Here is a 12,667-nt window from a genome sequence, read left to right as displayed (position 1 = left end):
TTACCGATTCTGGCTTTGGTCAGATAGATTTTTAACATTGCCATCAGGATTTTTTTGAATTGAATTTAAAACTTTATCTCTTAACCGCAATTTAGCCTCGTCCCAAAACAAATCAAGTTCCGCAAGCGAATGGTCTTTTAAAGTTTTTCCAGTTGGTTCTACGAGTTCTTCTACAATACGAAATCTAGTTTCAAATTTTTCATTGGCTCTTCGGAGGCAAGTTTCGGGATCCACAGAAAGTTTACGTGATAAATTTACGAGTAAAAAGAATAGATCACCTAACTCGTCCTCTACTCTTTCATTATATGGTAATTTTTTAGAATCAAGTGATCCTTGGGATTTTAATTCTATATTGAGTTCCCCGATCTCTTCGTGAAATTTTTCAAATACACCGGAGACTGTCGGCCAATCAAATCCTTGTTTCGTAACTTTACTTTGAATTTTTTCAGAGCGTTGGATGGCGGGGAGTGCTTTTGGAATTCCAGCGAGAATACTTTTGTCAAGAGAGCCTTGTCCCTTTTTCTCTTTTTCTTTTTGTTTCAATTGGTCCCACTGGGTCAGAACCTGATCTCCCGAATCAATTCCCGACTGATCCCCATAGACATGAGGGTGACGGAAAACTAATTTTTGGAATACATCATTTGCCACGTCTTGAAAATCAAAAGCACCTCTTTCCTTGGCCAGTTGGCTATGGAACGTGATTTGAAAAAGTAAGTCACCAAGTTCTTCTCGTAAGTGGTTGTCGTCTCCCCTTTCGATGGTATCCACAACCTCGTAGGTTTCTTCGAGTAAATGGGGAATGACAGAATGATGGGTCTGTTCTTTGTCCCAAGGACAACCCTCAGGGCTACGTAGATCAGCCGTAAGAGCGAGTAGGTTTTCCAGGGGAGAATCAAAATTAGGAGGGTTCACTGATTGTATTTTTCCGAAACCTCACGAGAAGCAAACGGAAATTTTATCTTGCGAAAGGCCCCCCCCTTTACGAGTCTATCCCTATGTTCCAATCCCGTGTTTCTATTGCCATCCTTATGGTGATCGCTACTGTCATCAGCAGAATCCTACCACACCCACCGAATTTTACGCCAGTTTTGGCTGTTTCTTTGTTTTCGGGTGCTTATGTGGCAGACAGACGACTTGCTCTTTTTGTTCCTCTTTTAGCGATGTTCCTTTCTGACCTTTACATCGGTTTCCACGACCTTATCCCTGTAATTTACGGATTTATGATTCTCGCAGTCCTTTTTGGAAAACAAATTAGATCTTCCTTAACGAAATCCTTTGGTTATACAGTGGTTGGATCTGTGGTTTTCTTTGTTCTCACAAACCTTGCGGTTTGGGCAACAAGTGGGATGTACAGTTTGGATCTTTCTGGACTTGTGACTTGTTTTACACTTGCCATTCCTTTTTTCCAAAACTCGATTGTAGGAGACCTGGTGTATTCTGGAATCCTTTTTGGATCTATGGCTTTTCTCAATCGAACTGTATTTTCTACAGCAAAACAAAACGCTTAAGACAAAGTTATTTCTCTTTATAACTCTTGAAACATTCGGTGGACTCGGGTCTTAGGACCATCCGCCGAATTACGAATCTTTTCCACCAAACGCAAACGGTCCCGTAATCCCATCCGATTCGCAATTTGAATTCCTAGTCCAGGCCTTGCATTCATTTCCAGCAGAAGTGGTCCTCTAGTTTCATCGAGCACAATGTCCACACCCAAATACCCAAGACCAGACATATCATAACACCGAGATGCCATTTCTAAAATCGTTTCCCAATGAGGCAGAACCCTACCGCTTAATGTTTGTTTTGTGTCAGGGTGTAGGTGAATGATTTTATCATTACAAACGGCATGAGTGAGAGTTCCAGTTCTCAGGTCTACCCCAACACCTAAAGCTCCTTGGTGAAGATTTGCCCTCCCCCCCGATTCTTTAGTCGGTAACCTTAACATAGCCATCACAGGATAACCCAAAAACACAATCACACGAATGTCAGGAATCCCACGAAACGAAATCTCCTGAAAGAAAGAATGACATTCCAACCTTTCTTGTAATACACAAGAATCCGAGTTTCCATCCAAGGAATACAATCCAGATAAAATTCCAGAGATATGGTGATGAAGTTCTTTTTCAGAAAGGGTTTTGTCGTCTACTTTATGATAATGAATCGAACCACTCTCACTTTCTGATTCACGAACAATCACAAGGATTCCGTTCCCCATACCACCGTTAGCTGGTTTTACAACAAAGCCTGGTCGATTTTGAATGAGTTCACGAATCTTTCGAATCCCACCAAAAGTATCGACAACCCCATAATGATGGGGCATAGGAACATTGAATTGCCTAGCAAGTTCCGCTGTTTTCCACTTATCATCAACTAATGGATAATATTCCCTTGGATTGAAGGGTAAAATATATTCACCAATCCTACGATTGATTCCAAGGATTCCTTCTCCTTCAAATTTTTTGAAAAGAGAAATCACTACTTAAAAATTTCCTTAAAACGGAAGAGTTCAGATACTCGATACCCTTTGTATTGGCCAAGAAGGATTTGAATGGCAATCACAACCAATAACAACTCTGGATGTGTAAAAAAGAGAATTTGCAAAGAGCCAAAAAAGAATATCGTATAACTAATGAGGGCAATGAATAGAGTTCCCGCAAGCGTAACAAAGGTATTGAGGATACCTTCCTCAATGATCATAATCGAAAACCTTTCTATAAAAATAGTAGTGATCACAATAGGAAATAAGGTCACACTCATTTGATTAAAAAAAGAAATTTCTTCATTCAGAACAGAAAACAAAATCAATGTAAGAACAGTAATGGTAAGCAAAATCGAAAGTCTAGGAACAGCCAGTAGATAGTATTTATCCAAAGCAAACCGTTCAAAAAAACCTAACCCAATCATCAAAAGGAAAAAACTAATCCCAAAAACCAAATTGGTTTCATAAAAAAACATAGCGAGCAAAATGGGGGTAAAGATTCCAAAGGTTGGAATCCCAATCATATTTCTAGCAACAGACAATACCAAAGCTCCAATGGGAATTAGAATCACCAATCGGAATAAATTTTGCAAAGGTGTTGGCAAACTATATAAGGAATAATAACGTAAAAAACTATTACTCGACGCCACCTCTTCGCTATATTCTTTAAAATTATATCTGTTTACATTCGATTTTGTAATATACGCCGTGTAACGGAAGGTAGCTGGATCTTCACCAAGCGACCTTCTTTCCTCTACTGATTTCCAAAGTGGCAAATATCCATTCACACTACCGGCAAAAATATTTTTGTAAGTAGATACAAAATACCATTTTCCGTGGATACGAATTTCGTTCCAAAAACTGAGTTTTGTTTTACTGTCTTTTGGGTTTTGTTTTGATAAATCAAAACCAGCGACCGTACGAGCCTGGATTCCTTTCATACGACAAAGTAATGAAAACAAAATTGATTGTGTATAGGCGCTGCCATTGTTCAAACGAATCGTATCGGAAAGAGTAATGTCTTTTGTGGTATTCAAAACTTCTTCTGAAATAAAATAATAAATTTGTTTGGCGGCAGCAACATTGTCTTTGTCGTAAGGATGAATCTGTTCGAATAATTTTTTTGCCAAACGAATCTCCTCTGGTGAGAAGTTCTTGAGAGAAAGATAATATGGTTCTTTCGCATTTTGTTTTCCCACCGATTGGGGAATCTCTGGCTCTGGATTCGTATGTGAGTAGGGAAGGATTTTTATTTTTGCATAATATCCGATGGATGAATGCCAATCCTCTCCTTCCCAAATTCCCAAATGACCAAATTGTTTTTTTTGTAATCGAAAATCTAAATCTTCAATTTTGGTATTGGATTTTAAAACCCTTGATTGGATGAATTGTTTGGGAATGGGGAAGGTTACTTCAGAAACGGCGACATTCTCTTTGGGGAGGATGACCACCTGTAAATTCACAGTATCATCAACTTCCACAGGAAGTAAGGACAACGCAGCAATATTCAATTTATAAAGAATCGAAATGATAGGTAATATGATCAGAATGGAAATAGTAATTAAAGTTTTACGATCCAAACTAGTCCCCTAACGCATGTGATAAAGAAACATCCACGAGAAATTTACCCATTAGATAATTACGTCCAATGAGTATGGGATAAGTTAGATTGGTTCTATCGTTCAAATTGATAATCACTTCCTCTTTATACTTTCCCATTTTCATCACTTCACTGATGATGATTCTATTTTCAGAAACACCCGAAGTACTTGTGACTTTTGCTTCTTTTACAAACTTACTTTTTAATCGAACCGGTTTTTCGTCTACAAAGGTATCAAATAAAACGAACACTTCGCCATTTTCAGTCACTCTTTCAATATTGACGGCATGAATGGAACAAGACTTGGCTCCTGTATCTACTCTTGCTCGAAGTTTGAGTTTCCAATTGGGAAATTCGACCCATTCCACTCTACCAACGATGGGTTTTAAATACTGTGGAGGGATGACAATTGGTTTGATATGTGCATCAGTTTTTTTTTCAACCACTTGCCTTGCTCCAAAACAATTGGCGAATAAAACCATACACCCAAGTAAAAATAAATAAAATAAGCGGGGCAAAATTTGACCTAATATTACAAATTGAAATTTCATAAAATGACTAGAGAATCTCATACTGATTTACGTTGTTTATTTTTCACTTCATTTTGGTATGCATTAAACAAATCAATATATCGCAAATAACCCAAACATTTACCATCTTCAACAATCGCAAGTTTGTCGACATCATATTCTAATAGAATTTGCAAAGCTTTACCAAGAGTATCATTTGTGCAAACAGAAGGAACATCTTGCACAATTTCTCCGCAAGTGATCAGGTTTTTTAAATCTTCTTCAAATTCTGGAAGGATTCTATTTTTTCGAAGAGAAACAATCCCCTTATATTCATCTCCCGCACCAAGCAAAATGAAATCACTAGCTTGGATTCCAGGTGCATTGGTTTGTAACTCTGTTAATGACAAGGTTTCAGAGACCATTGCATATTTGCGAAATTCAGAAAAATGATCCGTGATCCGGATCCGATCCATAATGTCTTGGTTCATATCCCAATGATGGGAAGGAGATAAAAATCTGTTTTTAATTTGGTTTCGATAAATAGAGATTTTTTGAGATAAAACAACGGCAATGACGGATACAATCATTAACGGAGGCAGTAATTCATAACTCCCGATCATATCACAAACCATAATCATTCCCGCAATGGGAGCCCTTGCCACCCCTGCAAAAAAAGATCCCATACCCACTAGTAAAAAAGGAAAGATGATGATATTCAGTTCGGGAAATAAAACTTGAGCCATTGTACCCACAAAGGCACCTAACATACCACCGATGGCAAAAGAAGGACCCAGTAATCCGCCAGAACCTCCAGACCCAACCGTAAATGAAGTAGAAAATACTTTAAATAAGGCAACCGCTAGTAGGAAAAAAGGGCCAGAGAATCCAAAACTTGTAGATTCCAAAACTTCTCCATTGATCATTCTTTGGATGAGGCCAAACCCAGAACCCAAAACTTCAGGAAAAAGTAAAGCAATACAACCTACAATCAAACCACCAAACGCTGGTTTTAAGTAATTTGGAAGAGGAAGTTTAGAAAATAAATCTTGTACCAGATGATATACTTTTACAAAAAAATATCCCACTACATAACAAAGTAAACCTAACACAATGTATAATGGAATATGTCGATAATCATTTAAACTATATTCTTGAACTGAAAATATAGAGCCACTTCCGACAATACTGATATAAGTTAAATAAGCAGTGACAGAGGATAGAATACAAGGCACAAGAGAATCACTTTCGATATCTTCTTGGTATACCATCTCTACTGCAGTGATCGCTCCACCAAGAGGAGCGCGAAAGATGGCTCCAAGCCCTCCCGCGGTTCCTGCCAACATCAAGGTTCTACGAGCCCTTGCACCGGCTCCTAAAAACCCAGCCAAACTAGATCCAAAACCGGCTCCAATTTGTGCCGTTGGCCCTTCCTTTCCTCCCGATCCACCGGAGCCTAACGTGAGTATGGTGGCTATCGCCTTATAAAAAGGTACTTTAGCCTGAATCTTTCCTTCTTTAAAATGGAATGCATAAATGAGTGAATCGGTTCCACCACCATGAGCCTCTGAACAAAAGAAGCTAGTAATGATTCCCACAAGGAGACCACCAATGGCCGGTAAAAAAACAACCCAAAGAGGTGAGATCGACCCAACATTCCCCACCGAATGGAAATGCGAATCACCTGAAGGAATGCCTGGATCGTAACCCATTAGGCTACCAAAAGTAAAAGATTCCGTCCAAGTCAAAGCCCAGTTGAAGCCTATGGCTCCGAAACCAGAGAGGAGGCCAATGATTAGGGAATAGACATAAATCGATCTCGGTCCCTGGATAGAAAACACAGTCTTTAGACCGAAATTTGACCCCATAGGGCAAGATTCTATTTTCGTCTAAATTTCCCAAGGAAATTCTGAATCCTCTTGACCAGGGAATGAATTCCTGCGACGATTGGATGGTATGTTTCGATCGATAGTGGTTCTAGTGGCATTTTCCTCCCTTTTTCTGGCTTGTGGTCTTAAAAACGAAAACAAAGCAGAAATCTCATTACTTGCTGATGGAGAACCAGCCCTTTACTTTTTAGGGGAAGTGGACAGCGATATCACAACAAGTTGTGGGCAAGCAACCCCAGCCACAACGACAACCACAGGAACAGGCACTACGACTGGCTCAACAGGATCTACATCAACAACAAATAACACGCGCTTTACGGTTATTTCACAGTTAATTTTTAAAACAAAAGAAACCCTCAATTTACGTTTCACTTACGATAGCACTCAGATCCAAGGGAAGATCGACCCACAACAAGGTTTTGTTCTTGCTGGTGGAGCCTTTGGAAAAACGGTTCAAGGAACACAAGGGACAGTGGAATGGTTCAACCAAGGGATCAACATTGACACGGCTCTTCAAAGTGCCCAACAAATTTCCTTCTTCAATCTAGAAATCACCCTGAATGGAACTTATAGCAATATAGCATCCTCCGCAACTACTGTTCTTAACTCTTGTAATACATTAGATAGCGTGAACTGTACATCGGGAACTTCCACTACGCAATGTTTCACATCAGACAACAAAACTTGTTTGGTACAAAATACAACAACCGATGCCAAGTCTGTCATCATCCGCGGAACCTTAAAGTGTAACGCTCCGAATATTGTTCCACAATAAGATCTAAGATATAAAACCTGATTGTATCGAATTCTTTTTTGCCTGCTCTTCCTTCCTTTGGCTCTTCGAGCAGAAGGAAGTTTGGGACTTTGGCATCTAGGAACCAATTCCGATACAAAAATTTCTAACCTAACCCCTAAAGACTACAACACACATTTTTACTTCGGTTTCACCGAAGAATACCACTACTACCAAATTCAATTTGATGAAGATGCATCAAGATATCTTCATTTTGAAAACGGAATGATCTCTGAACTGGATATGACTCTTTTCCAGAATGATAGGCCGGTCTCTCTAATCCAAACAGGACTTTTAAGAAAAAAACATCCCGATGTTTTATTTACAGGCGGTTTTGTTTTACCCGCTAAAGAGAAAGGAATTTATCAATTTAAAATCCATTCTGATGATGCTCATCGAATCAATTTTCAAGTTCGAAATGAATCTAATATACTACAATATACTAAATCGATTTCTTTATGGCAGGGTTTTCATTTAGGTCTTTGTATCCTAGTCTGTTTAATCTCTGCAACACAGTTTGTATTATTAAGAGAAAGAGTCTATTTATTACTCACTTTTGCGACTCTTACAATTTTATTCACAAACACTCTCAGATCTGGGATATTGTATGAATATGGTGTCAGTAATTTCGAATGGTTTTATCGTTACGTTCCTGGTCTCATTTCCTTAACTCCTTTCGGGCTTGTTATTTTTTTACGAGAGTTTCTGCATACCAAAGAAAAATATCCAAATGCTGATAAGTATTTTGTATCCTATGCGATCTTTATGTTGGTGTCTATTTTTATTGTATTTGTAGATTTACAGATATATTTTCGATTCATTTATTCCAATAGTCTAATTCTCACAACAGTTACGTTCGGCTATGCGATCCTTAGTATGATCAAAAAACAAGAAAATGCGAATGTATTGTTCTACGCATTTCTGGTAAGACAAGTTAGTACGAGCCTTTTAGTTCTAACAAACTTAGGCCTACTACCTTCCTATCCTTTTTTAAGTTCTGCCAATGAGATTGGAGCTGCTTTACAAATGACAATTTTTACAATTGCCATTTCAAAATTTCAGATCCAAACCCGAATGAGAAAAGAAGAATCGGTCACCAAAGAAAATGCAGAACTAGAAACGATGGTGATAGAACGCACAAAAGAAATCCAAACACAGAAAGAGGAACTCGAAAAAGCATTATTACAAATCAGTCATACAGAAAGTAAACTTGTGTTTTCTGAAAAAATGTCAGAGCTGGGAAAGTTGATTGCTGGTGTGGCTCATGAAATTAATAATCCATTAAGTGCCATCAAAGCATCGATTGAAACCCTTATTGAATCCAAAACGAATGAAATCAAACACTTAGGTTCTAAAGAAAATATTTATTCTTCACTGACTCCATCTGAAATTAAAACGATGAAACAAATCCTTAGTTTCCAATCCGATTTTGGACTTGTAGCAAGTTATACAGAACGAAAAGACAAAAAAGCAGACTTAAAAAAAATCTTTAAAGACAATGGACTCGAATATGAGGATGCTATTTTAGAAAGATTTTTAGATGTAGGAATTACCAACCTATACGAAGAAGAAATCCAATTATTAAAATCAGGACAAGAAAAACTTTCTAACCTTATCTTAGAGGAAAAAAATTTTAGACTACACCTATCCATCATTCAAATTGCGGTAGATAGATCCTCCAAAACAATTTTAGCTTTAAAAAACTTCTCTCGCGTTACAAAAGCAGAGGAAAGAAGAATTTTTACCTTACTCGAAAATATAGAAACCGTAATTACAATTTACCAATATAGAATGCGAGGAAAAGTTTCACTCAAAAAAACGTTCATCACAGATGCCACTCTCATCGGTTGGCCCGAAGATTTAATTCGAGTTTGGACCAATCTGATCCTAAACGGATTAGAAGCAATGAACCAATCAGGAAACCTAATGATCACAACGGAAAGAAAAGGATCTCTTGTGGAAATCAAAGTGATCGACAATGGACCAGGAATTTCATTAGAAATACAAAACAAAATCTTTGATCCATTTTTCACTACAAAAAATCACGGAGAAGGAACGGGAATGGGTCTTGGAATTACGAAGTCAATTGTTGAAAAACACAAAGGTAATATTTTTGTGGAATCAGAACCAGGCCGGACTTGTTTTTCAGTCAGACTTCCTGTCATTGAATTTATTGATCCCAACGAACCGTGGGTAGACGAAACTTAAGTCAATCGTTCTAATTGTTCTATAAACAACTGTCTTTCAATACTATCAGGAAATTGATTTAAAAAACCAAGTAGGTAGTTCTTTTCGGAATTCAATTCTTTATGGAGTTTTTCAGCGATTTTTTTAGATTCCATCAAACCAAGAATATAAGACTCATCAGAAGAATTCCTTTCTTCTTTTTTAAATACCGATTCCATTTTTCTTTTTTCTAATACACCAAGGTGACTTCGAAGCACTAAAACTGGATAAGTATATAATCCGTTTTTAAAATCTTTTAAGAACTCTTTACCACTAGCACTGGATTCTACAAAATAATCCAAACAATCATCTTTTTTCTGAAAAAGTTTTCCCAACCTAACACCAAAATCACGAACAAGTGCTCTTTCTTTTTTAGACTTACCCGCAAGGATTGCAGCCGATTCTGTACAAACTCCAAATAACGATGCGGTTTTTCCATAAATGATGGAATCGTAAATCTTTAAGGTAATTTTAGGATTTTTTTCCCATTCCATTTGCAAAAGTTCACTGACAGACAAATCCTTCAAAACTTGGGAAAAAATCTCCATCAGTTCCGGATTTCCAAGTGAATTGAGCCGACTAATTCCACAAGCTAACAGATAGTCGCCGGCAAGAATGGCGGTTTTATTTCCAAACAAAGATCCAATGGTTGGTTTACCACGACGAATGGGTGCATTATCCACCACATCATCATGAAGTAAACTGGCAGCATGGATGAGTTCTGCCACACTTCCTACATCTAGCCAATTTTTATCTTTTACATTTAAGAACTGACAAAATAAATAATGAGAGAAAGGACGAATTCGTTTTCCACCAGAAGTGATGACATGTTTTTTAATCTTTTTAAGAACAGGAATGTCTTCTTTGATAATTCCATCTAAATTTTTATCAAACTTAGTTAGTATAGATTGAATACGAATGTTTTGTTTCATTCATTATTCCACATGAGTGGATCGGCTTTCTAGAATCTGAAGATGATCCTTAATGATGTTCTCCATTTCTTTGGATTGGTTGTCTCTGTAGATATGGATTAGATTTCTGCACATACGTTTGATCATGGAAAGTGTAGATGCTTTTGTAAAATATTTCGGAGAATTACTGTATCCGTTTGCTTCCAAAAATTTTTCACAGGTGAATTTATCTAACAAAACACCACCATGAAATGGATCAATATAGGTAAAATAACCTTCCGACTCATATTGCAAAAGGAAATGAAGAGGTAAATTGGTTCCGTAAAGTGGAAGCCCCAACCTTTGACCAACTAACAGATATACGACAGACAAAGAAATAGGAATCCCTAACCTACTTTTAGTCACTTGGAATAAGTAAGAATTCCCAGGATCATTATAATTTTGAATATTCCCAACAAATCCTTCTTCTTGAAATAAAACTTGGCAAAGGATTTGGACTTTGAGTTCATCTGTTAAATAACCAGAATGGTCATCATACAATTCAGAGACACGAATGGCAATCCGATCCAACTCTTGTTTGATCTCTGCATAGTTTTGATCTGGGAAACCAATGCTGGACAATTGCACAACCATCTCTTCTAAGTCTTTGTAATGGTTTGTATTCCCACGTAACGTAAGTTTAAAGAAGGAATGACGAAGTCTATGACGAGTGATTTCGGATTTTAAACTACGAGCCTGAACTCTTAAGTAAGGATCTTTTACTTCATCCAAAGCAGACTCTAATTGGATCTGCCATGGAATTCGAGATGCGATGAGTTTTAATAAAAAACGTTTTTTCTCAGGTGGCGCAACTTCCCAATCATACAACAAACGAGTGATATCATCTGGATAAAAATCAGGAAAGGAAGTTTGACCCATGCAAAAACTATCGGTATAAAATCAAAAATGTCAACCTAATCTAAAAGATTATACTAATTCTGCAAGTGCTTGCGCTTCTTGTTCTTTGTTGGGAGGAGTTCCATGCCATTTAGGATTGTTTTCCATATAGGAAACACCTTTCCCTAAAATAGTTCTAAAGACAATGAGAGTTGGTCCACCAGTATGTTGTTTTGCTTTTGCAAATGCAGAGAAAATTTCTTCCATATTATGTCCGTCTGCATTGATGACGTTCCAACCAAACATCTCGAACTTTTTATCCAATGGTTCTAACTTCATTACTTCTTCGGTGTTACCATCAATTTGAATGTAGTTACGATCCATAAAAGCAATGAGGTTGTCTGTTTTGAAGTGAACTGCTGACTGAGCAGCTTCCCAAGTCATTCCTTCTCCACATTCTCCATCGGATATACATGTATAAATTTTATATGTCTCTTTTTTTAACTTCGCGCCAAGAGCTAAACCAACTGAAACTGATAAACCTTGTCCGAGAGATCCTGAACTGGATTCGATTCCTTTCATATAACGTGTAGAAGGATGACCTTGGAGATAAGAATTGATATTACGAAACGTAAGTAAATCTTCTACAGGGAAATAACCAGAAAGACCCATAGCAGCATAGCGAACGGCACAAACGTGACCATTCGAAAGAATGAGGCGGTCTCTTTCAGGTAATTCAGGATTTTTTGGATCATGATTTAAAATAGAAGTATAGAGTGCAGCGTAGATATCAGCAAGCCCCAATGGACCACCTGGGTGACCGGAATTGGCAGCAGTTACCATTTTGATCACTTGAATTCGGATATCTTTTGCAAATTTCTTTGCGACTTCAATTTTTTCCATGAACATTCCTTAAAGCGGTTTTGATTGAAATAAAAACAGACCGGAGATATAAACAATCGTGTACAATGGCAAAAAGATGTAATGCAATTTTACATGTAAGTTACGTTTTCTTTTCCATCCCAAATAACCCATACACAACATAAGAACGAGTGCATTCGCTGCAAAAAAACGATGGATATGAATGATGATTTCCGGGGCTGTTGGATAGATTTGGTGCTCCGCAATCCCACCTAACAAATACTTGATGCTCAAGAGATAGACAGCGGCGATGAGATTTGCCAAAATCCCAACAGAATTGAAGACCCTATGTCGATTTCGGTCTCTCTTTCGAAAGAAATACCCCAAATAAAATCCAATTATGGAGATCGTCATCAGAGAATTGACCAAAAACAGTGCCATCTCCGGTCATTCTGAAAGAATCCATCTCCACTCAAAGAATTTTTATTTGACCTTAACAGCTTTTCACAAAAATTGGATATGC

12 protein-coding genes are annotated in these 12,667 nt (G+C 37.6%); 3 read left to right on the top strand and 9 right to left on the bottom strand.

Annotated elements, in window-relative coordinates; translation table 11 throughout:
• Entirely contained in the window at positions 1–912 is a 912-nt protein-coding gene (mazG, locus tag CH361_RS05845) for a nucleoside triphosphate pyrophosphohydrolase (RefSeq protein ID WP_100789877.1), read from the bottom strand.
• Between the two features lie 83 nt (positions 913–995).
• Here mazG and CH361_RS05840 point away from each other — a divergent pair, with 83 nt between their 5' ends.
• Positions 996–1,508: a DUF6580 family putative transport protein gene (locus CH361_RS05840; RefSeq protein ID WP_100789876.1), complete on the top strand. Its 513-nt coding sequence runs from the start codon at positions 996–998 to the stop codon at positions 1,506–1,508.
• A gap of 17 nt (positions 1,509–1,525) precedes the next feature.
• On the opposite strand, the gene CH361_RS05835 is transcribed toward CH361_RS05840, so the two are convergent.
• The 4 genes from CH361_RS05835 to CH361_RS05820 are packed head-to-tail and all read right to left on the bottom strand — an operon-like array spanning position 1,526 to position 6,456.
• Complete coding sequence (locus CH361_RS05835; RefSeq protein WP_100789875.1) at positions 1,526–2,476, bottom strand: alpha-L-glutamate ligase-like protein; 951 nt, start codon at positions 2,474–2,476, stop codon at positions 1,526–1,528.
• Positions 2,476–4,059: a 7TM domain-containing protein gene (locus tag CH361_RS05830; RefSeq protein WP_100789874.1), complete on the bottom strand. Its 1,584-nt coding sequence runs from the start codon at positions 4,057–4,059 to the stop codon at positions 2,476–2,478. The genes CH361_RS05835 and CH361_RS05830 overlap by 1 nt, the downstream gene beginning before the upstream one ends.
• A 1-nt stretch (position 4,060) precedes the next feature.
• Positions 4,061–4,651: an ATP-dependent zinc protease family protein gene (locus CH361_RS05825; RefSeq protein WP_100789873.1), complete on the bottom strand. Its 591-nt coding sequence runs from the start codon at positions 4,649–4,651 to the stop codon at positions 4,061–4,063.
• Positions 4,648–6,456: a chloride channel protein gene (locus CH361_RS05820; protein ID WP_100789872.1), complete on the bottom strand. Its 1,809-nt coding sequence runs from the start codon at positions 6,454–6,456 to the stop codon at positions 4,648–4,650. The genes CH361_RS05825 and CH361_RS05820 overlap by 4 nt, the downstream gene beginning before the upstream one ends.
• Before the next feature lie 88 nt (positions 6,457–6,544).
• Here CH361_RS05820 and CH361_RS05815 point away from each other — a divergent pair, with 88 nt between their 5' ends.
• Both CH361_RS05815 and CH361_RS05810 read left to right on the top strand, forming a co-directional pair.
• Positions 6,545–7,252 (top strand): LIC10920 family plasminogen-binding lipoprotein, encoded by a 708-nt coding sequence (locus CH361_RS05815; RefSeq protein ID WP_100789871.1) that lies wholly within the window; start codon positions 6,545–6,547, stop codon positions 7,250–7,252.
• 21 nt (positions 7,253–7,273) lie between these two features.
• Positions 7,274–9,478, top strand: coding sequence for an ATP-binding protein (locus CH361_RS05810; RefSeq protein WP_100789870.1), 2,205 nt, complete (start codon positions 7,274–7,276; stop codon positions 9,476–9,478).
• On the opposite strand, the gene CH361_RS05805 is transcribed toward CH361_RS05810, so the two are convergent.
• The 4 genes from CH361_RS05805 to CH361_RS05790 are packed head-to-tail and all read right to left on the bottom strand — an operon-like array spanning position 9,475 to position 12,585.
• Positions 9,475–10,428, bottom strand: a complete 954-nt coding sequence (locus CH361_RS05805; RefSeq protein ID WP_100789869.1) for a polyprenyl synthetase family protein — start codon at positions 10,426–10,428, stop codon at positions 9,475–9,477. The two genes, CH361_RS05810 and CH361_RS05805, sit on opposite strands and share 4 nt — an antisense overlap.
• Before the next feature lie 3 nt (positions 10,429–10,431).
• Positions 10,432–11,325, bottom strand: a complete 894-nt coding sequence (locus CH361_RS05800) for a transglutaminase-like domain-containing protein (RefSeq protein WP_100789868.1) — start codon at positions 11,323–11,325, stop codon at positions 10,432–10,434.
• A 48-nt stretch (positions 11,326–11,373) separates the two neighbouring features.
• Complete coding sequence (locus CH361_RS05795; RefSeq protein WP_100789867.1) at positions 11,374–12,186, bottom strand: transketolase; 813 nt, start codon at positions 12,184–12,186, stop codon at positions 11,374–11,376.
• A 9-nt stretch (positions 12,187–12,195) separates the two neighbouring features.
• Complete coding sequence (locus CH361_RS05790; protein WP_100789866.1) at positions 12,196–12,585, bottom strand: hypothetical protein; 390 nt, start codon at positions 12,583–12,585, stop codon at positions 12,196–12,198.
• Between the last annotated feature and the right edge of the window lie 82 nt (positions 12,586–12,667).

Source organism: Leptospira brenneri, from assembly GCF_002812125.1.
In the GTDB taxonomy this organism is placed as follows: domain Bacteria; phylum Spirochaetota; class Leptospiria; order Leptospirales; family Leptospiraceae; genus Leptospira_A; species Leptospira_A brenneri.
The sequence above is the reverse complement of the archived record's forward strand: the minus strand, read 5'-3'. Positions and strand labels throughout refer to the sequence as shown.

Coding starts and splice junctions, on each gene's coding strand:
- CH361_RS05825 (WP_100789873.1), bottom strand. CDS start 4,651: ATGAGATTCTCTAGTCATTTTATGAAATTTCAATTTGTAATATTAGGT.
- CH361_RS05795 (WP_100789867.1), bottom strand. CDS start 12,186: ATGGAAAAAATTGAAGTCGCAAAGAAATTTGCAAAAGATATCCGAATT.
- CH361_RS05840 (WP_100789876.1), top strand. CDS start 996: ATGTTCCAATCCCGTGTTTCTATTGCCATCCTTATGGTGATCGCTACT.
- CH361_RS05815 (WP_100789871.1), top strand. CDS start 6,545: ATGTTTCGATCGATAGTGGTTCTAGTGGCATTTTCCTCCCTTTTTCTG.
- CH361_RS05800 (WP_100789868.1), bottom strand. CDS start 11,325: ATGGGTCAAACTTCCTTTCCTGATTTTTATCCAGATGATATCACTCGT.
- CH361_RS05805 (WP_100789869.1), bottom strand. CDS start 10,428: ATGAAACAAAACATTCGTATTCAATCTATACTAACTAAGTTTGATAAA.
- CH361_RS05790 (WP_100789866.1), bottom strand. CDS start 12,585: ATGGCACTGTTTTTGGTCAATTCTCTGATGACGATCTCCATAATTGGA.
- CH361_RS05820 (WP_100789872.1), bottom strand. CDS start 6,456: ATGGGGTCAAATTTCGGTCTAAAGACTGTGTTTTCTATCCAGGGACCG.